The sequence below is a fragment of the Streptomyces sp. STR69 genome, assembly GCF_024519455.1.
GTDB lineage: Bacteria > Actinomycetota > Actinomycetes > Streptomycetales > Streptomycetaceae > Streptomyces.
In genome coordinates this window covers 1-25,288 of the sequence record NZ_JALJRY010000004.1, presented here as the reverse complement: position 1 = coordinate 25,288, position 25,288 = coordinate 1, and the positions used below count along the sequence as shown (strand labels likewise).

Below are 25,288 nucleotides of genomic sequence, written 5' to 3'. Positions count from 1 at the left end.
GGTGAGATGTCCGTGACCTCACGCAATGTCACTGAACGCGATGTGACCATGGGCCGATGCAGAGTGGCGGCACACGACGTGCGATGGTCGCGATGGCGGCTCTCGCTTCCCTCCTGACGATGACGACCCTGTCCGCGTGCGGAAGCACGGACACACGACACACCAGCGGCAGGGAGGGGAGACCGGGGCCCCGGGCGACCCACCCGAGAAAGGCTGTCGCCACCCCCGCCCCGACCCGCATCCCGGAAGTCGGCGACCGGCTCCACCGCGAGATTCCCGCCGGGACACGTCAGGTCCTCGCGGTCTACGGAGCCGGCAAGGATTCCCCGTACTCCACCGCCGTCCTGTTCACGAAGCGGGGCTCCACCTGGAACCGGACCCGCAGCTGGCCCGCGCACAACGGCAAGAAGGGCTGGACCCTCGACCACCACCTCGGGGACGAACGCAGCCCCGTCGGCGTGTTCACCCTGACCGCCGCGGCCGGTGTGCTCGACGACCCGGGCACGGCACTGCCGTACACGCAGGACGAGTCGTACGCGGCGCCGCGCGACTGGGACGAGTCGCACTGGCACGACTTCGACTACGTCATCGCCATCGACTACAACCGCGTCAAGGGCACCCCGCCCGACGACGCGGAGCAGCCCGAGGGCGAGGACAAGGGCGGCGGGATCTGGCTGCATCTGGACCACGGCAGCGGTACGTCGGCCTGCGTCAGCCTGCCCAAGGAGGCGATGGAGTACCTGCTGCGCACACTCGACCCTGAGCAGCATCCCGTGGTGCTCATGGGGGACAGGGTGGACCTCAAGGGGTAGAACACCGCCCATGAGAAACCGGATAGTCATGTCCATGCTCGCCGGAGCGACCCTCCTGGCGAGCACCCTCCTCGGGGTCGGCCCCGCTCAGGCGGCCGATGCGAAGGCCCAAGTCGCCGACGTCCCCGCCGAGTTCGGCACCGACTGGCACGACCCCCTCACCGCGACCCCGCCCATCGCCAGGCCCGCGACGAAGTCCTGCCAAGTCACCCTCGCCGACACAGAGTTCCGTGACTTCACCCCGTACGAGGGCACCTACACGCCGCCCAAGGCCTGCGGCGACCACTGGAGCAAGGTCGTGCTACGCCTCGACGGCACGGTCAAGGGCCGCCAGTACGACCGCCTCGGCTACCTGCATGTCGGCGGCGTCGAGATCCTGCGCACGTCGACACCGGAGCCCTCGCCCGACGGCATCGCGTGGTCCGTCGAGAAGGACGTCACGCGCTACAGCGCCACCTTCCGCAGCACGCAGGACGTGGAGATGCTCATCGGCAACGTCGTCGACGACACCTACACCGGAGTCATCGGCGTCAAGGCCACGCTGACGTTCTACGAGGGGAGACCGGCGGCGGCGCAGACCCCCGACCGCGTCCTCACCCTCGGCACCGATTCGACCGTCACCACCCCGCGCAACAGCGAACGCATCGTCGCCGAGGTGTACGCCACCGGATCCGGCGGCGGCTGCGAGGAGTTCTGGTATCTCGCGGTGCCCGCCTCGGCGCCCTACTCCTGCCAGGCCGACAAGGGCCCCTACCGCGAGGTGCAGATCAAGGTCGACGGCCAACTCGCGGGAATCGCCGCGCCGTTCCCGAACGTGTGGACCGGTGGCTGGTCCGACCCCTTCCTCTGGTACGTCATTCCGGGCCCGCGCGCCTTCGACGTGAAGCCGATCGAATACGACCTCACACCCTTCGCCGGGCTGCTCAACGACGGCCGCCCGCACCACGTCGACGTCTCCGTCGTGGGCGTGCCCGAGGGGCAGAGCGGTTGGAGCGCGCCGGTGAACGTGCTCGTCTGGCAGGACGCGCACCGTGCCCACGTCACCGGGAAGCTCACCCTCGACCGGGCCGGTGAGCTCGCCAACTCCTCGACCTACACGCCCGGTTCGGAGGAACGTGTGGACACCGACGCGGGCCATCGGCTGACCGTCGCCGGTTACGTCGACACCTCGCACGGGCGGGTTGCGACCGCTGTCGACCGGAAGCTCACGAACACCTCCGTGCACCGCTGGATCGACGGCGAGAACATGGACGGGCTCGACGCGACCTGGACGGACGACGAGTCGGTGACCGTCGACGGACGGGGACCGGCCCGGACGACCGCCACGCATCGGACGTACACGATGAACGGCGCGACGACGATCGGGACGGACGACCGGCTGCGTACCGTACTCACGCTGGGCGACCGGGCGGCCGTCGTCGATACGCGGGACGGCCGGCGGACCGGGTGGTCGCGGCTCGACGACACCTACAGCGGGGACGCGACGTACACGCTCAATGTGCCCCGTGATCAGCGGCATGCGGTGGGGACGTCGAGCGAGCGCTATCGGCTGTACGGCTCGGGCGGCTGCTACGACCGTTCGCTGGCGACCGCGCAGGGGGTGCTGACCGAGGACCGCAGCGGCTGCTGAGCCGTCGTGCGTGCGACGCGTCACCTCGGGTTCGTGATTTACACGGCTGTCACACGGAGGTTTTCCGGGGGATCAACAACGGCTCCAAAGTGATCCACACGGAAGCCGCTTTCCGTATCGCAGAAGTCACCCCACTCGACTTCCGCGGACGACCGTCCCCCCTCCAAGGAGTGCCCGTGCCGCCGTCCGTCCCGTCCCTGCCGCGACGCGTCGCACGCATATTGCGTACCTCTCTCTTCGCGCAGGTCGCCTGCGCGCTTGTCCTCGGAATCCTCGTCGGAAAGCTGTGGCCCGACGTGGCCACGGACTTCCAGCCCCTCGGCGACGGATTCACCCGGCTGATCAAGACGATCATCTCGCCGCTCGTGTTCTGCGTGGTCGTCGTCGGCATCGCCAAGGCCGGTGACCTCAAGGCCTTCGGCCGGATCGGCCTCAAGGCGCTGATCTGGTTCGAGGTCGCCAGCACCGCGGCGCTCATCATCGGTCTCGTCCTCGCCAACGTTGTCCGGCCGGGCTCCGGGATGCACGTCGACCCGTCCACCCTCAACACCTCGGCGGTGGACGCGAAGACGGGCGGTGCCGCGCTGCCCTCGACGACCGAGTTCATCGTCAACGCGCTGCCCACCAGCTTCGTCGGCGCCTTCGCCGAGAACTCCCTGCTCCAAGTCCTCATCCTGGCCTGCCTGGTGGGCGCCGCGCTGCTCCACCTCGGCCACACCAAGGTGCCGAAGGTCCTGCCCGCGATCGAGCAGGCCCAGGAGATCATCTTCGCGATCGTCGGCTTCGTCATGCGCCTCGCCCCGCTCGCCGTGTTCGGCGCGATGGCCGTGCTCGTCGGCCAGTACGGGCTCGGCGTGATCAAGACCTACGCCAAGCTGATCATCCTCTGCTACGTCGCCGCCGCGCTCTTCGTCGCCCTGCTCGCCGTCGCGCTACGGCTGGTCACCGGGCTCAGCCTCTGGAAGTTCCTCCGCTACATCCGTGAGGAGATGCTTCTCGCGCTCGGCACCGCCTCCACCGAGTCCGTCATGCCGCGCGTGATGCAGAAGCTGCGCAAGGCCGGCGCCCGTGACGACGCCGTGGGTCTGGTGCTGCCCACCGGCTACTCCTTCAACCTCGACGGAGCCTCCCTCTACCTGTCCATCGGCACGCTGTTCATCGCCCAGGCCGTCGGTGTCGACCTCAGCCTCGGCCAGCAGATCACCGTGATCCTTGTGCTCATGCTCACCAGCAAGGGCATGGCCGGCATCCCCGGTTCGGCCTTCCTCGCCCTGTCCGCGACGGCCTCCTCGCTGGGCGCGATCCCGGCCGGCGCGGTCGCCCTGCTCCTGGGCGTGGACCGCATCATGGACTCGATGCGGGTCGTCACCAACCTCCTCGGCAACTGCGTCGCCGTCTTCGCGGTCTCCCGCTGGGAGGGCGCGCTGGACATCGAGCGGGCGAAGAAGGTCCTGGACGGCGAGATCACGGTCGTAGAAGACGATGTCGTGGCGAACGATGTCGTGGAGATCGATGGGGAGGGGGACGCGGAGGTCCCCGCGCAGCTCGTCAAGGAATCTGCCTCCGAGGCCGGTTGACCCCTGTCGTGACGGGCCGCGGCTTCTGATCCGCCCGTGCGGTGGGGAGTTGCGGCCCGTCCTTCTACGCGTGGTCGACGAGGTCGACCGGGTAGGGCTGGTCGAAGTCGGCCGAGCGGCTCACCGGTTCCCATGCGGCTGCCTGCGCGATTTGGTCGCGCGAGTAGTTCTGCGCTAGCTCCACGGCGAAGGCGCCCAGGAGGAGGTGGGAGGGCAGGGTCGGCTGCTTGACGATCCGGACCAGGATCTCCCCGGCGCGCCTCGGGTCGCCCGCTGTGACCACCGGACTGTCGAAGAGGCGGATCCGCGCGCCGACGGTCTCGTCGTACTCCGGCGGCACTTCCGGGACCTGCATCGACGACCCGGACCAGTCCGTCGCGAAGCCGCCCGGTTCCACGACGAGGTACCTGATGCCGAACGGCGCGGTCTCGGCCGCGAGCACGCGGGTGAAGCCGTCGACCGCGAACTTCGCCGCCTGGTACGACCCGAGTCCGGGCGTGCCGCCGACCCGGCCGCCGACGGACGAGAACTGCACGACCGTGCCCGCGCGCTGTGCCTTGAGGATCGGGAGCGCTGCCGTCGAGACGTTGTAGACCCCCCAGAAGTTCGTGTCGAACTGGCGGCGGAAGTCCTCCTCGGGGGTCGTCTCGACCGGGGAGAGGTTGGCGTATCCGGCGTTGTTCACGACCACGTCGATACGGCCGAAGCGGTCGACTCCCGCCTGGAGAGCCGCCGTTGCCGCCGCTCGGTCGGTGACGTCGAGCGCGACGGGCAGTACGCGGTCGCCGTACTCCTTCACGAGGTCGTCCAACTGCTCCGGCTTGCGTGCCGTGGCGACGACCCGGTCGCCGGCCTCCAGGGCGGCGACGGTGAGGTTGCGGCCGAAGCCACGGGATGAACCGGTGATGAACCATGTCTGTGTCATGGGTCTAGCAAAACACTGTTTCGTTATTAGTGCAACCGGGTTGCGCTATGCTCTGCGTCATGAGCACGCCCAGTCCACAACGCGCCCGCAGCGCCGCGGCCAAGCAGCAGCGCGAGCGGGCGATTCTCGACGCCGCCCGGTCCCTCGGCGCCGAACGCAGCGTGCGCGAGGTCACGCTCACCGACATCGCCGCGGCCGTGGGCATGCACAAGTCCGCCATGCTGAGGTACTTCGAGACGCGGGAGCAGATCTTCCTGGCGCTGACCGCCGAGGGCTGGGAGGACTGGTCGGCGGCGCTCCGCGCGCGGCTGAAGGAATTCGGCGACGTCACCGAAGCCGGCGGCGGGGATCGCGGCACGATCGCGGCCGTCATCGCGCAGTCACTCGTCGCGCGACCGTTCTTCTGCGACCTGCTCGCTCAGGCGCCGTTGAACCTGGAACGCAATGTCTCGATGGAGTCCGTGTACGCGTTCAAGACCGTCGTACTCGGTGAAGTCGCCGCAGTGGCGGCCGAGTTGTGCCGACTGCTCGCGATCACCGAGCGGGCCGCCGTGGACGTGATCGCCACGGCCACGAGCATGGCCGGGGCGCTCCTCCAGATGGCCGCCCCCGGTACCCGACTCCGCACGCTCTACGAGACCCGTCCCGAGTTGGCGCACGCGCTGGTCGACGTCGAGCCCCAACTGACCCGCATCCTCACGGCGTTGCTGAACGGCATGCCGTCGACGGAGAGGTGAAGTGCCGCCAGTGACTCATGCCGTCGACGACCGCCCGCGCGTGCTCGCGAAACGGCTGCGGTAGTGCGTCGGTGTGGTGTCCAGATGGCGGGCGAAGGCGCGGCGAAGGGTCTCGTCCGTGCCGAGCCCGCTGTGGTGTGCCGCGGAGGTGACGCTGTGGCCTTCGAGGAGCAGGTGTTGGGCGCGGTCGAGACGGACCCGTTCTACCCAACGGGCGGGTGTGGTCCCGAGTTCCGTGCGGAAGAGCCGTGTCAGGTGCCGGGTGCTGACGGCCGCGGTCGCTGCCATGGCGGGCAGGCTGTGGTCGGCGGCGGGGTCGGCCAGTACGGACGCGATCAGTGACCGTAGCGGATCGGTGCGCGGTGGCGGGGTGGTGGTCGCCGCGGAGAACTGCGACTGGCCGCCCGGGCGTTGCATGAAGACGACCAGCTCGCGGGCGACGTCCCGGGCCACGGCCGCTCCATGGTCGTCCTCGACCAGCGCGAGCGCCAGGTCGATCCCGGCACTGATGCCCGCCGAGGTGACGAAGCGGCCGTCGCGGACGTGGATGGCGTCCGGCTCGACGCGCACCAGGGGGTAGCGGCGGGCCAGTGTTCCGGCCTGCCGCCAGTGGGTCGTGGCCGAACGGCCGTCGAGCAGGCCGAGTTCGGCGAGGACGAAGGCGCCCGTGCACACGGACGTGACCCGTGTCGCGCGGTCGGCGAGGGTGCGGGTCGTGCACAACAGCTCCTCCTCGGCGGGCTGTTGGGCCAGCCGGTCGCCCCCGGCCACCACGACGGTCCCGACCGGGCCGGCGTCCGGTGCGGTCACCGTGCCGCTCAGCGTCAGCCCGTTGGCGGCGGTCACCGCCCCGCCGCCGGGAGACACCAGCACCAGTTCGTACGGGTGCCCGAGTTTGCCCGACTGGTGCAGCACCTCGGCGGGGCCGCTGACGTCGAGCATGGTCACTCCGTCGAAGACGACGAATCCCACGCGGTGCGGCCTGTCCGCGGTCCCGGTCGCCGTCATGTCCGAATCCGTGGGTTTCGTGGCTCTGAGGACATGGCCCCAGCGTACGCCGCCGAAGATCCTGGAGGCACAGGACATCGAGGCAGGTCATCGAGAAGAGGGCAGAACGATGAGTGAAGTGATCGCAGGCGTGGAGATCCCGGACACCGCTCTGGCGCGGGAGGCGACCGAGCTGGTGCGCGAGACCGCGTCGCCGCTGCTGTTCGACCACTCGCGACGGGTGTTCCTGTGGGGCGCCCTGCGCGGCCGGGAGCAGGGGGTCCGCTACGACCCCGAACTGCTCTATGTCGCCGCGATGTTCCACGACCTCGGGCTCACCGAGAAGTTCCGCCGGACCGACCAGCGCTTCGAGATCGACGGTGCCGACGAGGCCCGCCGGTTCCTGCATGCGCACGGCATCACCGGTGAGCCGGCCGACCGGGTCTGGACGAGCATCGCCCTGCACACCACGCAGGAGATCCCGCTGCACATGTCGGCCGAGATCGCCCTGGTCAACCGGGGTGTGTCGCTGGACGTCGTGGGCATCGGCTACGACGCCGTCTCCGACGAGCAGCGCGCGGCCGTGGTGGCGGCGCATCCCCGCCCGGACTTCAAGAACGGGATCCTCGCCGCCTTCACCGAGGGCATCAAGGACCGCCCCGATACCACCTTCGGCAACATCAAGGCGGACGTACTGGCCCACTTCGTTCCCGGCTTCGTGCGCGGCGACTTCGTCGAGAAGATCAAGGACTCGAACTGGCCGGAGTGACGCCCCGGCGACCGCCGCCGGTCAGCAGGGCCGCCCGTGCTCCTCATGGGCGCCGGGTGCTCCGTCCACCAGCGTGTCCAGCAGCGTCCGCAACACCTCGCGCTCCACATCCGTGAGCGGCGCGAGGATCTCGTCCGCGGCGCCCCGCCGCGCACTGCGCAGCTCGCTGAGTGCCTTGCGGCCGTCGTCCGTGATCTCGATCCGGATGACCCGCCGGTTGGACGGGTCGGGCACCCGCCGCACCTTGCCGCTCGCCTCCAGGCCGTCGACCAGCGTCGTCACGGCACGCGGCACCACCTCAAGGCGCTCGGCGAGGTCGGCCATGCGCGGTGGCGAGCCGAAGTGCGCGAGGGTGCGCAGCAGCCGGGACTGGGCCGGGGTGATGCCGAGGTCGCGCTGCTCCAGATGGCGCTTCTGGATGCGGTGCACCCGGCGGGTGAGCCGCAGCAGCTGCTCCGCGAGGAGGCCGTCGGAATCGGGGGTGGTCATGCGGGAACAATATCAGGACCTGGTTCATTGTGAGTATAGGTAACAATGAGCTATGCTCCACGAGTTCTCATTGCTCCACGAGCTCTGAGTGCCTGACCAGTCCTGATCGCCTCACCATCCCGTAGGAGACCATGCCCCGCGACGAAATCAACTGGAAGCCGTCCCCAGGCACCTCGACCGACCAACCCCGGCAGGTGCGCCGCATCCTCAAGCTCTTCAAGCCCTACCGCGCCCGGCTCGCGGTCGTCGGCCTCCTGGTCGGCGCCGCGTCCCTGGTCACCGTGGCGACCCCGTTCCTGCTGAAGGAGACGCTGGACGTCGCCATCCCGCAGGGCCGCACCGGACTGCTGAGTCTGCTGGCGCTCGGCATGATCCTGAGCGCCGTCCTGACCAGCATCTTCGGCGTACTGCAGACCCTCATCTCCACGACGGTCGGCCAGCGCGTCATGCACGACCTGCGCACGGCCGTCTACGGCCGGCTGCAGCGCATGTCACTCGCCTTCTTCACCCGGACCCGCACCGGCGAGGTCCAGTCCCGCATAGCCAACGACATCGGCGGCATGCAGGCCACCGTCACCTCCACGGCCACCTCCCTGGTCTCCAACCTGACCAGCGTGGTCGCCACGATCATCGCGATGATCGCGCTGGACTGGCGCCTCACCGTCGTCTCGCTGCTGCTGCTCCCGGTCTTCGTGTGGATCAGCCGCCGGGTCGGCAACGAACGCAAGAAGATCGCCACCCAGCGCCAGAAGCAGATGGCCGTGATGGCCGCCACGGTCACCGAGTCGCTGTCCGTCAGCGGCATCCTGCTCGGCCGCACCATGGGCCGCTCCGACTCGCTCACCCAGTCCTTCTCGGAGGAGTCCGAGGGCCTGGTCGACCTGGAGGTCAGGTCGAACATGGCGGGGCGCTGGCGCATGGCCGTCATCTCGATCGTCATGGCCGCGATGCCCGCCGTCATCTACTGGACCGCCGGAATCGCCCTCCAGGCGGGCGGCCCGGACGTCTCGATCGGCACCATCGTCGCCTTCGTCTCGCTCCAGCAGGGCCTGTTCCGCCCGGCCGTCAGCCTGCTGTCGACCGGCGTCCAGATCCAGACCTCGCTGGCGCTCTTCGCCCGCATCTTCGAGTACCTCGACCTCCCGATCGACATCACCGAACGCGAGAACCCGGTCCACCTGGACAGCATCAAGGGTGAAGTCGCCTTCCAGGACGTCGAGTTCCGATACGAAAGCAACGACAAGCGCCGTGCGATCCTCGACGGCATCGACATCACCGTCCCGGCAGGCAACAGCCTCGCGATCGTCGGCCCGACCGGCGCCGGAAAGTCGACTCTCGGCTATCTCGTGCCCCGGCTCTACGACGTGACGGGCGGCCGGGTCACCCTCGACGGGGTCGACGTCCGCGACCTGGACTTCGACACGCTCGCGCGTGCCGTCGGCGTCGTCTCCCAGGAGACGTACCTCTTCCACGCCACGGTCGCCGACAACCTCCGCTTCGCGAAGCCGGACGCCACGGACGAAGAGCTGTACGCGGCAGCGCGGGCTGCGCAGATCCACGAGCACATCGCGGGCCTGCCCGACGGGTACGACACGGTCGTCGGCGAGCGCGGCCACCGGTTCTCCGGCGGCGAGAAGCAGCGGCTGGCCATCGCGCGCACGATCCTGCGCGACCCGCCGGTGCTCATCCTCGACGAGGCGACCAGCGCCCTCGACAACCGCACCGAAGCGGCCGTCCAGGACGCCATCGACGCCCTCTCGGCCAACCGCACCACGCTCACCATCGCCCACCGCCTGTCCACCGTCCGCAGCGCCGACCAGATCGTGGTCCTCGACTCCGGGCACGTGGCGGAACGGGGCACGCACGAAGAACTGCTGGAACTGGACGGGCGGTACGCGGCCCTCGTACGCCGGGATGCCCAACTGGAACCGACAAGCTGAAGATATGCCGGGATTGTGACGATATGCGGGTTACCGTGCCCGCATGCAGATGAACACTCCGCCACGGAGCACGATTCGACTGACCCGCCGGGGCCGGGTCGCCCTCATCGCGACCGGGGCCGTCGTGGCCGGTACCGCCGTGGCGGTGCCGCTGCTCAGCCTGGAAGACGGGGGAGACGCACGCCCCACCTCACTGGTCATCCCGGAGGGCTGGCGCTCGGGCCAGATCTACGACGCCGTCGACAAGGCCCTCGCGCTCCCGGCCGGCACCACCAAGAAGTCCATCCCGAAAGCCGGCCTCAAACTGCCGAACGACGCGGAGGGCAACCCCGAGGGCTACCTCTTCCCGGCGACCTATCCGCTGAAGGAGAAGGCGACGCCGGAATCGCTCCTGTCGTTCATGGTCAACATCGCGAGCCAGAAGTTCAACGGAGCGCCGGTCGCCGCCGGCGCGCAGCGCAACGCGATGAACGTCTACCAGGCGGTCACCATCGCGAGCATCGTGCAGGCCGAGGCGGCGACCAAGGCCGACATGGGGAAGGTGGCCAGGGTCATCTTCAACCGCCTCGAACGCGGGATGCCCCTGCAGATGGACTCGACCATCAACTACGCCCTGAACCGGGCCACGTTGCGGACGACCTCCAGCGACACCCGCCTCGACAGCCCCTACAACTCCTACCAGCGCATGGGCCTGCCGCCCACCCCGATCGACAACCCGGGCGAGGACGCGATGCGCGCCGCGATCAACCCGCCCCCGGGCGACTGGCTCTACTTCGTCACGGTCAAGCCCGGCGACACCCGCTTCGCGGCCACCTACGAGGAACACCAGCGCAATGTCGCCGAGTTCAACGCGGCCCAGAAGAGCGGCAGTTCCCAGCCCACGAAGTGACCCGCCCGGGACGACGTCGGGCAGCGGCGCTCGGCTTTCGGGCCGACAGCCGCCCGACGTCGCCAACGGCCGCGAGAACGGCGCCGTATCGGAGCCGGTCCGCGCGCTCTTGACCCCGGCACCCCATGCCGCCCACGAAGTGACCCCGGAGGAACGACCTCAGACCGCGACCGGCTCCCCGGCCAACAGCCGCCTGATGTCCCGTACGGCCGCACGCCCCGCGCGGTTGGCGCCGATGGTGCTCGCGGACGGCCCGTAGCCGACCAGATGGATGCGTGGATCGGCGGCCACCCGGGTGCCGTCGAGGCGGATTCCGCCGCCCGGGCCGCGCAGCTTCAGCGGTGCCAGGTGGTCGATCGCGGCCCGGAACCCGGTCGCCCACAGGATGACATCGGCGTCCACATGCCGGCTGTCGTCCCAGGCCACGCCCTCGGGCGTGATCCGGTCGAACATCGGCTGCCGGTCCAGGACCCCGTCCGCGATCGCCTGCCGGATCGCGTCGTTCAGCGGCAGCCCCGTCACGGAGACGACACTCCTCGGCGGCAGCCCCTGCCGCACCCGCTCCTCCACCAGCGCGACGGCCGCCCGCCCCACATCCTCGGTGAAGGGCCCCTCGCGGAAGACCGGCGGACGCCGCGTCACCCACGTCGTCGCCGCCGCATACGGCGCCAGCTCCATCAGATGCTGCGTACCGGACGCGCCCCCGCCCACCACGACCACCCGCAGCCCGGCGAACTCCTCGGGCCCCGGGTACTGCGCGGTGTGCAACTGCCGCCCCCGAAACGTCTCCTGGCCCGGATAGCGAGGCCAGAACGGCCGGTCCCAGGTGCCGGTCGCGTTGATCAGCGCCCGTGTCGACCACACCCCGTCGGACGTCTCGACGAGCAGCCGCCCGCCCTCGCCCTCCCGCACCGCCTGCACGTCCACCGGCCGCCGCACCCGCAGGTCGAAGGCGCGCTCGTAGGCGGTGAAGTACTCGGCGATGACCTCGGCGGACGGGCGGGCCGGATCGGCGTCGGTGAGCTCCATGCCAGGCAGCGCGTGCATCCCGTGCACCTTGCCGTACGTCAGTGACGGCCACCGGAACTGCCAGGCGCCACCCGGCGCGGGCGCGTGGTCCAGCACCACGAAGTCGCGCTCCGGCTCGAATCCGGTGCGCCGCAGGTGATAGGCGCCGGCCAGTCCTGCCTGCCCGGCGCCTATGACGACCACGTCGACCTCGCGAGTGTTGTTCACGCTTCTACGAACAGCACCGGGCCCGTGGATCTTCCCGCGCTCAGCACCCGCTGCCCACGAGAAACGGCACACCCGCCCGCGTCGGCCCCTCGACCAGCCCGCGCGCCGCCAGCTCGGGAATCACGCCCTCGCCGAACCAGTACGCCTCCTCCAGATGCGGATACCCGGACAGCACGAAGTGCTCGACACCCAGCGAGTGGTACTCCTCGATCAGATCGGCGACCTCGGCATGGCTGCCGACGAGCGCGGTGCCCGCGCCGCCCCGGACGAGACCGACCCCTGCCCACAGGTTCGGGTGGATCTCCAGCTCGTCCCGCGAGCCGCCGTGGAGCGCCAGCATCCGCTGCTGGCCCACCGACTCACTGCGCCCGAGGGCGGCCTGCGCCGCCGCGATCGTGTCCGCGTCGAGGTCGTCGAGCAGCCGGTTCGCGGTCGCCCACGCCTCGGCCGACGAGTCCCGCGAGATGGTGTGCAGCCGCACCCCGAACCGCACGTCCCGCCCCTCGCGCTCGGCGAGCCCGCGAATCCAGTCGATCTTCTCCTTGACCTGCGCCGGCGGTTCTCCCCAGGTGAGATACACGTCCGCATGCCGGGCGGCCACCGGCCCGGCCGCCGCCGACGACCCACCGAAGAACACCTGCGGCACCGGATCGGGCGGCAGCGCGGTGAGCCCGCCCTCGACCTGGTAGTGCACACCGTCGAAGTCGTACGGCTCTCCTCGCCACACCCCTCGTACGACCGACAGGAACTCGTCCGTACGGGCATACCGCCGGTCGTGGTCGAGACGGTCGCCGAAGCGCCGTTGCTCGGCCGAGTCGCCACCGGTGACGACGTTGAGCAACAGCCGTCCACGCGTAAGGCGTTGATAGGTCGCCGCCATCTGCGCGGCCAGCGTCGGCGAGATCACCCCGGGCCGGAACGCCACCAGGAACTTCAGCCGCTCGGTGTGCTGGGCCAGCGCCACAGTGGTCAGCCAGGCGTCCTCGCACCAGGTGCCGGTCGGCGTGAGTACCGCCTCGAAGCCCAACTGCTCGGCGGCCTTGGCGATTTGGGCGAGGTACTCGATGTCCGGCGGACGCACCCCGCGGACCGCCCCCGCGCGGTTGGGCCCGTAGGCGTGCCGGTCGACGAGGGTACGGCCGTCGCCGCCGGTCGGCAGGAACCAGTGCAGACGCACACCCATGTCACGAACCTCCGCTGGTGCGCGGGGCGGAGGTGGAGGCCGGCAGGTCGCCGTTGTAGCGCGTGTCCACGAACTCGGCGAAGTCCACCTTCCGTGGAATCAGCTTGAGTTGGGTGAAGGTGTCGGCGATCTGCTGCTCCGAGGCGATGAGCGGCGGGTCGACCGCGACCGACACCCGGGTCGAGTTGGTCCGCTTCACCGAGGCCAGCGCCACCGCGTACGGCAGCCCGGTGTCCTTCGACCACACCTTGGCCCACGCCTCCTGATGGGAGAACACCCATGTCTGGGCCCGCCGCAGCCGGTCCAGGTAGTCCTTGATCGCGGCGGCCTTCTTCTTGTCCTGGAGCGCGCCGGGCGCCGCCACCTGGAAGGTGAGCCCGTTGGTCACGCCCTGGCCGGTGGTGAGGACGCGGCCCTGCTCGGCCTGGAGGATCTGCGAGGTGTACGGGTCCCACACCGCCCACGCGTCCACCTTGCCGGAGGTGAACGCGGCCAGTGCGTCGGCCGGTTGGAGGTACTTCACCTTGACGTCGCTCAGCGCGAGCCCGGCCGCCTTGAGGGAGGCGACGAGCTGGAAGTGCGCGGACGAACCCTGCGCCACGGCTATGGACTTGCCCTTGAGCTGTTGCGGCGAGGTGAGCTTCGAGTCCTTCGGCACGAGGACGGCGTCGCCCTCGGACGTGCCGTGCCAGGCGGCCACCACCTTGATCTTCGAGCCCGCGCCCGCCGCGAACACCGGCGGAGTGTTGCCGACACCGCCGATGTCGACGGCCTTGGCGTTGACGGCCTCCAGAAGTGGCGGGCCGGAGGTGAACGTGGACCACTTGATCTTGTAGTCCAGGTTCTTGAGTTCACCGGCGGCCCGCAGCACCGCCTCCGAACCACCCTTCTGGTCACCGACGTTGAGCGTGAGGGAGCCCTTGCCGTCGGTGCCGGTCGAGGTCTCGGCGGCCGAGTTCCCGCCACAGGCGGTGAGCAGGAGGGCGAGGGGGAGCAGCAGGGCCGCGGGGACGAGGCTTCGTCGCATGGGGGGAGTCCGTTCTCGGTAACTGGTCTCGGCAACTAACTGTTTTCGGTAACTGGGCTGATACGTCGGGGAGTTCAGGCGGCTTCGGCGGCGGTGTCGACGCCGAGGCGTTCCAGGAGTCCGGCGCGGAGTTCGGCGAACCGGGGGTCGGTGATGTCGCGCGGCCGGTCGAGATCGATGCGCTGCTCGTGTGCGATGACGCCGTCGTCCATCACCAGGACACGGTCGGCGAGCAGCACGGCCTCCTCGACGTCGTGGGTCACCAACAGGACGGCGCAGCCCCGCCGTTGCCACAACTCGCCCACCAGCCGCTGGGCCTTGATACGGGTGAGGGCGTCGAGCGCGCCGAACGGCTCGTCGAGCAGCAGCAGATCGGGCTCGCGCACCAGGGCCCGGGCCAGCGAGGCACGCTGCGCTTCGCCGCCGGAGAGCGTCTTGGGCCAGGCGTCGGCGTGGTCCCCGAGCCCGACCTCCGCCAACGCCCGCTCCGCCACGGCCCGTTCGGGCTTGCCGGGCAGGCCGAGCAGGACGTTGCGCCACACCTTCTTCCACGGCATCAGCCGGGGCGCCTGGAACGCGACGGCCTTGCGGCGCGGCACGAGGACGGTGCCCTCGATGTCCCGGTCGAGCCCGGCGAGGATGCGCAGCAACGTGGACTTGCCGCAGCCGCTGCGGCCGAGCAGTGCCACGAACTCGCCCTGCCGTACGTCGAGTTGAAGCTTGTCGATGACGGGACGGCCGTCGAAGGAGCGGGTCAGCCCCTCGACCCGTACCGCCTGCGTGGTCGCCGGCGCCGCAGCCGCCGATCGCGCGGTCACCGGCCCGTGAACGTCGGTCGCCATTGCAGCAGCAGCCTTTCGAGGGTTCGGACGACGAAGTCGGCCAGCAGGCCGAGGAAGGCGTAGACGATCAGGCAGACCACGATCACGTCGGTCTGCAGGAAGTCCCGCGCCTGCACCATGAGGAAGCCGATCCCGGCGTCCGCGTTGATCTGCTCGGCGAAGACGAGCGCCAGCCAGGCGATACCGAGGGAGTAGCGCAGCCCGGTCATCGCGTTGGGCAGCGCACCCGGCAGCACCACATGCCGTACGAGCCCCCAGCGGGACAGCCCCATCGACTCCCCGGCCTCGATCAACTGGCTGTCCACGCCCCGGATTCCGGCGTAGACGTTGAGATAGAGGGGGAAGGTCACGCCGAGCGTGATGATGGCGACCTTGGGCGCCTCGCCGATACCGAACCAGATGATGAACAGCGGGATCAGTCCGACGAAGGGCACGGTCCGCAGCATCTGCACGGGTGCGTCGACCAGGTCCTCGCCGATCCTGAACAGACCGGAGACGAGGGCGAGTCCGGTGCCGATGACGGTGCCGAGGAGCAGCCCGATCGCGACGCGCTGGAGCGAGGTGGCCATGGCCGAGGTGAGTGAACCGCTGTCGATCAGATCCCAGCCGACATGTGCGATCCGCCCCGGCGAGGCGAGCACGTCTGAGGTCAACACGCCTGTGCTGCTGAGGAGTTGCCACAGCGCGAGCAGTACGAGCGGGCCGGTGGTGCGGCGCAGCCAGCGGGGGACGCGAGTGCGGCGGGAGGAGGTGGGGACGAGCGGGACGAGATCGAGGGGCGCGTGCTCGTCCGGGGCGGCCTTCGAGGTGGATATACGAGAAATGTCGGGCCCGGAGGAGTCGGGTGGGGCATGGCTGATGCTCATGGGTGCTCCACGGAGTGGGGGAGAGCGTCCGCTGAGGAAGGGGATACGCCTCAACGCCGCCGCGTCACGACGGTGTACGCGGACGCGACGGAGTGCGGGAAAAGAAGGGGTGAGGCGGAAGAAGGCGTCAGCAGCCGCGGCAACACGCGGCGGAGGCCACCCGCAGCAGGTCGATGTGACCGCGCGTGGTGAGCAGAACTGAACGCAACATGCGGGCGAAACTAGGCCAGATGGCGTGCCACGGTCAACGGTGTCTCGCGGACTGGACCCCTCGTATCACTGGCCGGTCGGGCGACCCGGTGGGCGACCCGACGTATGGGTCAGGATGGGGGCATGTCAGCTGCCTTCACCACCCGAGTCCTCAACATCACCACCGGCTCCCGGGAGCGGGTCATGGACCTGACCGGCGACTGCGAGGCCTTCCTGCGGGAGGTGGCGGCCGGCCGTGACGGCCTCCTCAACGTCTTCGTCCCGCACGCCACCGCGGGCGTCGCGATTCTCGAAACGGGCGCGGGCAGCGACGACGACCTCCTCGCCGCCCTGCACACCCTCCTCCCCGCCGACGACCGCTGGCAGCACCGCCACGGCAGCCCCGGCCACGGCCGCGACCACGTCCTCCCGGCCTTCGTACCGCCGCACGCGACGTTGCCGGTGCTGGGCGGGCGGCTGGAGTTGGGGACGTGGCAGTCGGTGTGTCTGGTCGACACGAACCGGGATAATTTGAACAGGGTGGTTCGGCTGTCGTTCCTTGGATGAGGCCCTAGGCGTGACGACTGTGGATGTGAGGCCAGGCGTCGGAGCCGAAGAATGCGCTCCGCTCGAATCCGGGACCGGCCGCCTCAGGTCTCTGCGTTCCTCAGGCTGTGAGGCCCGCGTCGCGGGCCAGGAGGGCGGCCTGGACTCGGTTGGTGACCTCCAGCGAGGTCAGGATGCGACTGACGTGGGACTTGACGGTGCTCTCGCGCATGGCGAGTTGGGCGGCGATGTCGGCGTTGGTGTCGCCCTGGGCGAGCAGGGCGAGCACGTCGCGTTCGCGGGGGGTGAGGCGGTCCAGCCGGTCCCTGGCCGCGATTGCTCGGGGCTGGTTGGCGGCGTGGTAGCGGTCGATGAGGCGGCGGGCCGCAGTGGGGTGGAGCATGGCCGAGCCGGCGGCCACCAGGTGGACCGCGCGCAGTATCTCGGCGGGGTCGGTGTCCTTGAGGAGGAATCCGTCGGCTCCGGCGGCGAGGGCGTTGTAGACGTATTCGTCGAGGTTGAAGGTGGTCAGGGTGATCACTTTCGGCGGGTGGGGGAGGGCTCGCAGGCGGGCGGTGGCGGTGATGCCGTCCATGTGGGGCATGCGTACGTCGACCAATGCGACGTCGATGCGGTGGGCCGTGGCCTGTTCGATGGCCTTCAGGCCGTCCGGGGCCTGGGCCACGACCTCGATACCGGGGTCGTCGTTGAGGAGGTCGGCCAGGCCGAGGCGGACCAGGGCGTCGTCGTCGACGATCATGGCGCGGATCATGAGCGGGTGCCGTTCTGTTCGATGTCGGCAGGGTGGGGGATGCGTGCCGCCAGCCGCCAGGCGCCCCCGCCGGACGGTCCGGAGTTCAGATGCCCGCCGAGGGCGGTGACGCGTTCCCGCAGGCCGAGGGCGGCCTTGAGCGGGATCACGATCGACCGGAAGACCAGCAGGAGCAGGACCAGGGCCAGGCCCACGACGATGGCCAGATAGGGCACGAGGGCGTCGGAGAGCTTGGTGCTGACGTCGATGTTGACGGCGGTCAGGCCGGTGACCATCAGTTCGGCGCCGGTGTCCTGGTGCAGGGCGGCGCCGTGGCCGCGGATCTCGTTGACCAGGTTCTTGGTGGCCTCGCTGGTGGGGGCGCTCTTGGGAACGGCGCCGAGCAGAGCCACGTCGCCGGCCTGATTGAAGGAGGGGGGACGAACGGCGGCGACATCGTCCAGCTTGCTCAGCATGGCGTACGCGTCCTGGGCGGCTGCCTTGGGACTGTCGCCGGCCCGGGCGTCGACGACCACGGTGAGCGGTCCGTTGAAGCCCGGCCCGAAGCCCTTGCTGAGGGTCTCGTAGGCGACGCGCTGGGTGCTGCCGGGAGGCTTCATGGAGTCGTCGTTCAGGGCCATCTGCAGGGACATCGCGGGGATGGCCAGCAGGGCCAGGCCGACCACCGAGGCCGCGAGCACCTTGACGGGATTGCGGGTGACGAACTTCGCCCAGCGCACGCCCATCGACTCGCCCTCGCCGCGCTCCAGCGCCTTCATACGGCGGGTGTGCAGCTTGCCCTTCATGATCCGCAGGCCGGCGAATCCCAGGACGGCGGGCAGCAGGGTCAGTGCGATGACCACGGCGACGGCGACGGCGAAGGCGGAGGCCAGGCCCATGGCGGTGAGCGTGCCGATGCCGATGACGCTCAGACTGCTCAGCGCGACGATCACGGTCAGTCCGGCGAAGACCACCGCGGATCCGGCGGTGCCCAGGGCACGTCCGCAGGCTTCCTCGGGCTCGTGGCCGTCGCGGATCTCGTTGCGGTAGCGCGAGACGATGAACAGGGCGTAGTCGATGGCGACGGCCAGGCCCAGCATCAGCTCCAGGGTCGTGGAGGCCGAGGCCAGGTCGAAGAAACGCGTGGCGAGCGTGACCGACAGGACGGCTGCGGCCACCCCGAGGATCGCGGTGAGCAGGGGCAGTCCGGCGGTGATCAGCGAGCCGAAGGTGATCACCAGGACAACGGCGGCGACCCCGACGCCGATCAGCTCGGCCGCCTTGCTCGCGGCCTTGTCCTTGACGGCGTTGCCGCCCAGGCTCACTTTCAGGCCGGCCTTCTCGCCCTGCTGGACGACGTCGGTCTGGACGGTGTGGGCCGCGCTGCTCACGTCGGCCTGGGCGACCTTGTAGGACACCTGGGTATAGGCGATGGTGCCGGACCTGCTGACCAGGCCGCTGGTGAAGGGATCGGCGACGCCCGACACCTGCGGCGACTTCTCCAGCTTCGCCACCAGGGACTCCACCTCCGCCCTGTTGGCGGCGGAGGTGAGCTTCTGCCCGCTGGGCGCCTCGAACACCACACGCGCCGTGGCGCCGTCGGCGGAGGCCTGCGGGAACTCCTTCTGCAGCAGGTCGATCGCCCTCTGCGATTGCGTGCCCGGAACGCTCAGGGCCCCGGAGGACGTGCCGGGCGCACTCATGGCGCCGATACCGATGGCGGCCAGGACGGCGATCCACAGCATCACGACGATGCGTCGTTGCCGGAACGACAGCCGGCCGAGCCGATAGAGGAAGGTGGCCACGATCACTCCCACCAAGAGAAGAGATCATTGGGTGAGCTGGGCCTGACCGACCCGCGATCTCAACGTAGGAGCGGTATTGGGCAACCATCCCGTACGGAAGAACGGAATCCGGCGCAGCCGGCTAGTACCGCGGTACTACTTCCCGTCCTGCTGTCCACCCCCGCGTCATGAAGGTCCGTCCGGACGCCGGGTACCACACCACGGCCATCGAGGAGCCCATCGGAACGCCACCGCCTACCGCTTCAAGTCGGAGTTCTGGATCGTCGCGTCCCAGGAAGAGTCCGACGAGCAGGTACTCGGCTGAGGGCAGCAGGGTATTCACCTTCGTGATGTCGCCGCGCGAAGCGTGCTTGATTCTCCGTACGGGCCGCGGATTCGTCGAGAGTTGGCGGCGATCGCTTCAGCCTGAGCCTTCACCCGTGCCCGTTCATCGCCAACTGCTTGAAACAGGTGACGGTGCTGGATGACAGCTGTCGAGTGGAACACGAGCGCATATTCCCTCATTCGTCAAATCACGTTTGGCTGACCAGGTGTCTCGCAATGTGTCAAGGACTTACTCGGTAATTGAGTGAAGGCTTTCTTCAATAGTGCAGAAGTAGTGAACTCCCGCATATTGCAGGGTTGATCCGTCCCTGGCGGCGAGTTATCGGTGTATGCTTCCGAGGCACACGAAATTGCTTTCCGGTTGGTAGTCCGGACCGCAGGTCACTGCTTTCCTGTTCTGCGTCAACGTCCTCCCCCTCGGGGGAGTCCTGGTGTGCTCCGAGTAAGAGAAGAACTCTGCACTGGGAGTACTGTGTCCGAAATGCGAATTGTCATCGCCGGCGGCGGGCTCGCCGGGCTGACACTGGCCCACTACCTGAACCGGCACGGCCTGGACGTGGCCGTCTATGAACGCGACGCCGATATCGCGGCACGCGAGGCCGGGTACCGGATCCACATCAACTCCACCGGCACCTCCGCGCTGCACGCGGCGCTGGAACCACGCCTGTGGGAGCTGTTCCTGGCGACCTGCGGCATGCCGAGTGAGGACATGCTCCTCTTCGACGAGCGGCTCAACCTCCGCCCCGGCCGCGACAGGTCGGCCACCGAGGGCACCGGTGTGCCCGTCGACATCCCTGAACACCTGGTGGTGTGCCGCTCGACCCTGCGCCGCATCCTCTACCTCGGCCTGGAGAAGGCCGTGCACTTCGGCGCCAGGGTCACCGGCTACCGCACCCGCCCCGACTCGACGATCACCGTGCTCCTGGAGGACGGCGCCACGGTCGAGGCCGACGTGCTCATCGCCGCCGACGGCATCAACTCGGCCGTCCGCGCCCAGCGCCTGCCGCAGGTCCGGATCGCCGACCTCGGCTCCCGGCACATCGCCGCGAAGATCCACCTCACCGACGAGGCGAAGGCCAAGCTGCCCGCGGAGCTGTTCAACGCCTTCTCGCTGGCCTATGACGCCGACTTCACCGGGCTGACCCTCGGACCGCTGGAACGCACCGATCCCACCTCGCCGCTGATCGCCGAGCAGGACCCCGGCTTCCGGCGCGAGGCCACCGCCGACTACGCGCTGAGCATCTTCAACTCCCTGCCCGACCGGATGCTCCCCGACGAGGAGTTGTTCACCGCCGGCCCCGACACGCTCAAGGCGCACGCCCTGGAGCGCGTCACCGGCTGGCACCCGGCCCTGGTCGACACCGTCCGGCTGTGGGACACCGCCACTGTGCAAGCCCTCAAGTGCCGCAGCTGCGTACCCGTGGACGCCTGGGAACCGTCCAACATCACCGTCATGGGCGACGCCATCCACGCCATGAGCCCCGCCCTGGGCATCGGCGCCAACACCGCACTGCGCGACGCCCACACCCTGGGCGGTCAGCTCCTCGCCGTCGCCTCCGGCGACAAGCCGCTCCTCGCCGGCATCGCCGGATACGAGGAGGCCATGCGCGACTACGCCTACCACGCCCTGCGCATGTCCGCGTTCGTCGGCCAAAAGGTGATTGGGCACCTGCCGCTGCCCGAATAGGCACGGCATTGCTCGGGCGGTTCCTGAAAGGACCGCCCGAGCTCACCACCCACTCGCACGGCGCGGTGGGCGTGGATGAGACGAGACTGCTGGTAGCTCGATTGGTCCGGGTGCCTCCGCTGCCCCGCACGTCCGTGCATGATCGGTACGGTGGTGTCGGGACGACGAGGGGGCGGTGCGGCCGTGGGTGAGGAAGCGGAGATCGGGACGGCGAAGGAGGCTGCCGACCACGAGCTCATCCTGGCGTTCGGGCGGCTGCAGGGGGCGGCGAACCGGCTGGAGTACATCCTCGGCCGGGCGCTCGAGGCGGAATGCGGCGTCAGCCATCTGGTCTTCGAGGTGCTGCTGATCCTCGGGCGTGCGGGTGAGCCGGGACTTTCGATGCGTGCCATCGCCCAGGAACAGGTGCTGACCACGGGCGGTGCGACCCGGGTGGTTGATCGCATGGAGGCGGCGGGTTTCGTGACGCGTGCGGATTCCCCCGACGACCGGCGCGGGAAGCTGGTGCGGCTGACGCCGCTGGGCGAGGAGACGGTCGTGCGCGCGTCCCGGGTCCATCTGGAGAACATCAAGCGGTACCTGGTGGATCCCCTGCCCGTGGCGGATCGGAAGCGGTTCGCGGAGGATCTCCGGATCCTCAGCCACACGGCTCGGGACCTGCTGCCGCGCCTGCCCTGACCTGCGGACCAGCGGCGATGCTGGTGTAATGACGTGGTCAGCCCGATCCGTGTGCGCCACCTCACACGTGCCTTGAAATATCTGACGTGTCAGTTACTGTTCTGTCAGATGAATCGCTCGCAACCCGCGGGCGCACATCCCTGCCGAGGTCCTCGATGAAGCTCGTCTACGTCTTCGACGCCTACTGCGGCTGGTCGCACGGGTTCTCCGGAACACTGAGCGAGGTCGCCGCCCGTCCCCCCGAACTGCCGGTCGAAGTCGTCTCCGGCGGCCTGTTCACCGGATCGCGACGGGTTCCGATCCGCGAGTTCGGCTACGTCCAGGGCGCGAATGCCAAGATCGCCGAGCTGACCGGCGCCGAGTTCGGCGAGGCCTACGAGCAGCTGATCGCCGACGGCTCCTTCGTGATGGACTCCGAGGCCGCCGCCCGCGGTGTCGCCGCCCTGCGCCAGGTCGCCCCCGACCGGATGGTGGAGCTGGCCGCGGCCCTGCAGGCCGCCTTCTACGTCGACGGACGCAGCCTGTCCGAGGTGGCCACCTACCGGACGGTCGCCCAGGCCGCCGGGCTCGACGCGGATGCCGTCGTTGCCGCCTTCGAGGCACCCGACGCACAGACCGCGGCCCACGCCGACTTCCGCCGTGCGGTCCAGCTCGGCGTTACCGGGTTCCCCACTCTGCTGGCCGTCGACGGCGACTCCGTCACCCCGCTGGCCTACGGCCAGGCCACCGCCGACGAGGTCGACGCACGCTTCGCCGCCCACTGATCTTCCCCTGTCCCACCCCATCCCTTGCGTACAGGAGCCCCCGCATGAGCAGCCTCTCCTTCAAGGTCCTCGACCTCGACTTCCCGGCCGGCAGCAAGAACAAGACCGCCACCCTCGTCACCGGCGAGAACGAGGCCCTGCTGGTCGACGCCGCCTTCACCCGCGCCGACGGCCACCGCCTCGCCGCCGAGATCCTCGACTCCGGCAAGAAGCTGACCACCGTCTTCGTCAGCCACGCCGACCCCGACTTCTACTTCGGCGCCGAAGTCCTTGCCGACGCCTTCCCCGAGGCGACCTTCGTGGCCACCCCGCTCGTCATCGAGCACATCCAGGACTCCTACGAGGGCAAGCTCAAGGCGTGGGCCGCGCTCGGCCCGAACCTGCCCACCCGCCTGGTCGACCTCACCCCGCTGACCGGCGACGCCCTGACCCTGGAGGGCCACCGCTTCGAACTCAAGGGCGGCCCGGCCGCGCTGCCCGACCGCCACTACCTGTGGCAGGCCGAGGCCCGCGCCCTCCTCGGCGGTGTCCTGCTCTTCCAGCAGGAGCACGTCTGGGTCGCCGACACCCCTACCCCGGGTGACCGTGCCGCGTGGATCGACCTGCTGGACGAGATGGCCGCGCTCGACCCGCAGCTCGTCGTGCCGGGCCACCGTCTGCCCGGTACGGCGGCGGACGCGTCCGCCATCACCGCCACCCGCGAGTACCTCCTCGCCTTCGAGGAGGAGCTCGGCAAGGCGGCCGACGGCGCCGCGCTGACCGAGGCGCTCATCGCGCGCTACCCCGACAACGGCATGCTGATCGCCGCGCAGATCGGTGCGAAGGTCGCCAAGGGCGAGATGAAGTGGGGCTGACCATGTCCGAGTTCGCCACCTCCACCGCACCCGCCGATGTCGTGCGCCGCCAGTACCTCGCCTCCGCGGCAGGTGACCTGGAGGCGCTTCGGGCCACCCTCGCCCCCGACGTGGAGTGGACGGAGATGGCCGGCTTCCCCCTCGCCGGCACGTACCGCACCCCCGACGGCGTCACCGCCAATGTCATGGAACGACTCGGCAAGGACTGGGACGGCTGGACCGCCCACGACGACACCTACGTCGTCGACGGTGAGAACGTCGTCGTCCTCGCCCGCTACACCGCGACCAACAAGGCGACCGGGAAGCCGATCGCCGTCCGCGTCGCCCACCACTTCGTCGTACGCGGCGGACACATCGTCCGCTTCGAGCAGTTCGTCGACACCGCGCTCGTACGCGACGCCATGACCGTCTAGACGTACTTCCAGCACTCGAAGAAAGGAGAGGCGCATGTCCGCGGCCGACAACAAGGCGCTCGTCATCGCGTTTTACGAGCAGGCGTTCAACGACTATCGGCCGGAGCAGGCAGCCGCCGCGCATCTCGGCGAGAGCTACACCCAGCACAACCCGGAGGCGCAGGACAGTCCGCAGGCGTTCGTGGGCTACGTCCACTGGCTGCGCGGTCAGTTCCCGGACCTGCGCCTGGACATCAAGCGGGCTGTCGCCGAAGGGGACTTGGTCGTCACCCACAGCAACCTGCATCTCAAGCCCGGCGACCGTGGCATGGCCGTGGCGGACTTCTGGCGCGTCGCCGACGGAAAGATCGTCGAGCACTGGGACGTGATCCAGGAAGTGCCCGAGAAGAGCGCCAACGACAACACCATGTTCTGAGTTCCACGCCGACGATCCGCGCCGGACCGGCAGGCAACACCAAAGGTCGTACGGCCCGCCATCGGCCCCTGAACCACCAGCCGTGAGCTGCCCTTGCGTCGTTGGCCGGGGTGCTCGCGCCGATACCCGACGAGTTGTCCAGCTCGGCGGTGACCCTGTATCACCTGCCCGAGTCGCGCGGCCCGTCGTCAGCGCCACGCACCTATTGCTGTCGGCGACGGTCGTTTCGCTGCGCCGGTGTCGAGAGACACGGGCGTGGTTGAACCGGACATCGAAGGCCAGGGGTGTCGTGTGGATTGCCTGTGGGTCTGAGGCGGTCCACACGACACCCCTGGATGCAGGTGGGTCAGCCGACGTTGACCGAGTAGGAGCTGCTGCTCAGCTTGCCCCTCCCGCGGAAGACCTCGGTGCCGGCCTCGACGCTGGTCAGATACGCGTTGTTGGCCAGCAGTCTGCGCTGGACGAGGGCGTCGGCCATGGCGGTGATGTCGGTGGTCGCGGAGTTGGTGTTGGCGACGCGGACGTAGGAGTAGACGTTCCAGCTGCTGGTGACGCGGCCCGCCTGGTCCTTGTTGACGATCTTCCCGACGTACAGGTCCCAGGCCGTGCCACCGATGGTGACCCGCTCTCGCTTGGTGCCCAACGGGCCTGCTCCGCCTTGGTGGTTGAGCCAGATCATCATCTCGTCGTGGGGCTGGTCGGCCCAGTCGGGGTTGGACTTCTGGTGGAACCAGACGTCGTAGGAGACGTTCATGACGGACGGGGTGTTCTGGGTGATGCCGAAGGACCAGTTCGAGGTGATCTTGCGGCGGCTGTTGAGCTGGACCGGCAGCTTGGTGGTGGTGTCCTTCCAGCCCCAGTGCCAGCCGAGCACGATGCTCCCGTACGCCTTGACGCCGGTCGGGTTGCCGCCCGACCAGTCGAAGGACGTCTCCCAGTTGACCTTGCCGCCC

At 69.3% G+C, this 25,288-nt stretch carries 26 protein-coding genes; 14 read left to right on the top strand and 12 right to left on the bottom strand.

Annotation, left to right across the window (positions count from 1 at the left end; genetic code table 11):
• Positions 1 to 83 precede the first annotated feature (83 nt).
• From OC490_RS08530 to OC490_RS08520, 3 genes are all read left to right on the top strand, one after another.
• Positions 84 to 812, top strand: coding sequence for a L,D-transpeptidase family protein (locus tag OC490_RS08530; RefSeq protein WP_410098601.1), 729 nt, complete (start codon positions 84 to 86; stop codon positions 810 to 812).
• A gap of 10 nt (positions 813 to 822) precedes the next feature.
• Positions 823 to 2,442 (top strand): peptide-N4-asparagine amidase, encoded by a 1,620-nt coding sequence (locus OC490_RS08525; protein WP_262057231.1) that lies wholly within the window; start codon positions 823 to 825, stop codon positions 2,440 to 2,442.
• 176 nt (positions 2,443 to 2,618) lie between these two features.
• Complete coding sequence (locus OC490_RS08520) at positions 2,619 to 4,019, top strand: cation:dicarboxylate symporter family transporter (RefSeq protein ID WP_262057230.1); 1,401 nt, start codon at positions 2,619 to 2,621, stop codon at positions 4,017 to 4,019.
• Positions 4,020 to 4,083: 64 nt separating this feature from the next.
• Here the strand turns inward: OC490_RS08520 and OC490_RS08515 are convergent, their stop codons facing one another.
• The gene (locus OC490_RS08515; RefSeq protein ID WP_262057229.1) at positions 4,084 to 4,944 is read right to left on the bottom strand and encodes an SDR family NAD(P)-dependent oxidoreductase; all 861 of its coding nucleotides are present in this window, start codon (positions 4,942 to 4,944) and stop codon (positions 4,084 to 4,086) included.
• Positions 4,945 to 5,003: 59 nt separating this feature from the next.
• Here OC490_RS08515 and OC490_RS08510 point away from each other — a divergent pair, with 59 nt between their 5' ends.
• Positions 5,004 to 5,681 (top strand): TetR/AcrR family transcriptional regulator, encoded by a 678-nt coding sequence (locus tag OC490_RS08510; protein ID WP_262057228.1) that lies wholly within the window; start codon positions 5,004 to 5,006, stop codon positions 5,679 to 5,681.
• 15 nt (positions 5,682 to 5,696) lie between these two features.
• Here OC490_RS08510 and OC490_RS08505 read toward each other — a convergent pair whose 3' ends face one another.
• Positions 5,697 to 6,689, bottom strand: coding sequence for a GlxA family transcriptional regulator (locus OC490_RS08505; RefSeq protein ID WP_262057227.1), 993 nt, complete (start codon positions 6,687 to 6,689; stop codon positions 5,697 to 5,699).
• Positions 6,690 to 6,798: 109 nt separating this feature from the next.
• On the opposite strand from OC490_RS08505, the gene OC490_RS08500 reads away from it, so the two are divergent.
• A complete protein-coding gene (locus OC490_RS08500) occupies positions 6,799 to 7,437 on the top strand; it encodes an HD domain-containing protein (protein WP_262057226.1) in 639 nt (212 codons plus the stop codon).
• Between the two features lie 21 nt (positions 7,438 to 7,458).
• On the opposite strand, the gene OC490_RS08495 is transcribed toward OC490_RS08500, so the two are convergent.
• The gene (locus tag OC490_RS08495; protein ID WP_262057225.1) at positions 7,459 to 7,926 is read right to left on the bottom strand and encodes a MarR family winged helix-turn-helix transcriptional regulator; all 468 of its coding nucleotides are present in this window, start codon (positions 7,924 to 7,926) and stop codon (positions 7,459 to 7,461) included.
• A gap of 131 nt (positions 7,927 to 8,057) precedes the next feature.
• Between OC490_RS08495 and OC490_RS08490 the strand changes: the two genes are divergently transcribed.
• Entirely contained in the window at positions 8,058 to 9,866 is a 1,809-nt protein-coding gene (locus OC490_RS08490) for an ABC transporter ATP-binding protein (RefSeq protein WP_262057224.1), read from the top strand.
• 43 nt (positions 9,867 to 9,909) lie between these two features.
• Positions 9,910 to 10,755: an endolytic transglycosylase MltG gene (mltG, locus tag OC490_RS08485; RefSeq protein WP_262057223.1), complete on the top strand. Its 846-nt coding sequence runs from the start codon at positions 9,910 to 9,912 to the stop codon at positions 10,753 to 10,755.
• Positions 10,756 to 10,914: 159 nt separating this feature from the next.
• On the opposite strand, the gene OC490_RS08480 is transcribed toward mltG, so the two are convergent.
• From OC490_RS08480 to OC490_RS49315, 6 genes are all read right to left on the bottom strand, one after another.
• Entirely contained in the window at positions 10,915 to 11,991 is a 1,077-nt protein-coding gene (locus OC490_RS08480; protein ID WP_262057222.1) for an NAD(P)-binding domain-containing protein, read from the bottom strand.
• Between the two features lie 40 nt (positions 11,992 to 12,031).
• On the bottom strand, positions 12,032 to 13,174 hold the full coding sequence (locus OC490_RS08475; RefSeq protein ID WP_262057221.1) for an LLM class flavin-dependent oxidoreductase: 1,143 nt from the start codon (positions 13,172 to 13,174) through the stop codon (positions 12,032 to 12,034).
• Position 13,175: 1 nt separating this feature from the next.
• A complete protein-coding gene (locus OC490_RS08470) occupies positions 13,176 to 14,201 on the bottom strand; it encodes an ABC transporter substrate-binding protein (protein WP_262057220.1) in 1,026 nt (341 codons plus the stop codon).
• 74 nt (positions 14,202 to 14,275) lie between these two features.
• A complete protein-coding gene (locus OC490_RS08465) occupies positions 14,276 to 15,043 on the bottom strand; it encodes an ABC transporter ATP-binding protein (RefSeq protein WP_262057219.1) in 768 nt (255 codons plus the stop codon).
• Positions 15,016 to 15,909 carry an ABC transporter permease gene (locus OC490_RS08460; RefSeq protein ID WP_262057218.1) on the bottom strand — a complete coding sequence of 298 codons (894 nt, stop codon included), beginning with the start codon at positions 15,907 to 15,909 and terminating at the stop codon, positions 15,016 to 15,018. The genes OC490_RS08465 and OC490_RS08460 overlap by 28 nt, the downstream gene beginning before the upstream one ends.
• Before the next feature lie 127 nt (positions 15,910 to 16,036).
• Positions 16,037 to 16,120, bottom strand: coding sequence for a putative leader peptide (locus OC490_RS49315; protein ID WP_315986669.1), 84 nt, complete (start codon positions 16,118 to 16,120; stop codon positions 16,037 to 16,039).
• Between the two features lie 122 nt (positions 16,121 to 16,242).
• On the opposite strand from OC490_RS49315, the gene OC490_RS08455 reads away from it, so the two are divergent.
• Positions 16,243 to 16,665 (top strand): YjbQ family protein, encoded by a 423-nt coding sequence (locus OC490_RS08455; RefSeq protein WP_262057217.1) that lies wholly within the window; start codon positions 16,243 to 16,245, stop codon positions 16,663 to 16,665.
• Positions 16,666 to 16,765: 100 nt separating this feature from the next.
• Here the strand turns inward: OC490_RS08455 and OC490_RS08450 are convergent, their stop codons facing one another.
• Entirely contained in the window at positions 16,766 to 17,416 is a 651-nt protein-coding gene (locus OC490_RS08450; RefSeq protein ID WP_262057216.1) for a response regulator, read from the bottom strand.
• On the bottom strand, positions 17,413 to 19,200 hold the full coding sequence (locus OC490_RS08445) for an MMPL family transporter (protein ID WP_262057215.1): 1,788 nt from the start codon (positions 19,198 to 19,200) through the stop codon (positions 17,413 to 17,415). Before OC490_RS08445 ends, OC490_RS08450 begins: the two co-directional genes overlap by 4 nt.
• An 805-nt stretch (positions 19,201 to 20,005) precedes the next feature.
• Here OC490_RS08445 and OC490_RS08440 point away from each other — a divergent pair.
• The 6 genes from OC490_RS08440 to OC490_RS08415 all read left to right on the top strand — a co-directional run bounded on the left by OC490_RS08440 (position 20,006) and on the right by OC490_RS08415 (position 24,335).
• The gene (locus OC490_RS08440) at positions 20,006 to 21,211 is read left to right on the top strand and encodes an FAD-dependent oxidoreductase (RefSeq protein ID WP_262057214.1); all 1,206 of its coding nucleotides are present in this window, start codon (positions 20,006 to 20,008) and stop codon (positions 21,209 to 21,211) included.
• A 183-nt stretch (positions 21,212 to 21,394) separates the two neighbouring features.
• Positions 21,395 to 21,889: a MarR family winged helix-turn-helix transcriptional regulator gene (locus tag OC490_RS08435; RefSeq protein ID WP_262057213.1), complete on the top strand. Its 495-nt coding sequence runs from the start codon at positions 21,395 to 21,397 to the stop codon at positions 21,887 to 21,889.
• A gap of 155 nt (positions 21,890 to 22,044) precedes the next feature.
• Positions 22,045 to 22,653 (top strand): DsbA family protein, encoded by a 609-nt coding sequence (locus OC490_RS08430; protein WP_262057212.1) that lies wholly within the window; start codon positions 22,045 to 22,047, stop codon positions 22,651 to 22,653.
• A gap of 44 nt (positions 22,654 to 22,697) precedes the next feature.
• Positions 22,698 to 23,507: an MBL fold metallo-hydrolase gene (locus OC490_RS08425; RefSeq protein WP_262057211.1), complete on the top strand. Its 810-nt coding sequence runs from the start codon at positions 22,698 to 22,700 to the stop codon at positions 23,505 to 23,507.
• Between the two features lie 2 nt (positions 23,508 to 23,509).
• Positions 23,510 to 23,920, top strand: coding sequence for a nuclear transport factor 2 family protein (locus OC490_RS08420; protein ID WP_262057210.1), 411 nt, complete (start codon positions 23,510 to 23,512; stop codon positions 23,918 to 23,920).
• A 34-nt stretch (positions 23,921 to 23,954) separates the two neighbouring features.
• The gene (locus tag OC490_RS08415) at positions 23,955 to 24,335 is read left to right on the top strand and encodes a nuclear transport factor 2 family protein (RefSeq protein WP_262057209.1); all 381 of its coding nucleotides are present in this window, start codon (positions 23,955 to 23,957) and stop codon (positions 24,333 to 24,335) included.
• Between the two features lie 346 nt (positions 24,336 to 24,681).
• On the opposite strand, the gene OC490_RS08410 is transcribed toward OC490_RS08415, so the two are convergent.
• The coding region (locus OC490_RS08410; RefSeq protein ID WP_262057208.1) for a GH12 family glycosyl hydrolase domain-containing protein at positions 24,682 to 25,288 on the bottom strand (607 nt) is incomplete at its 5' end.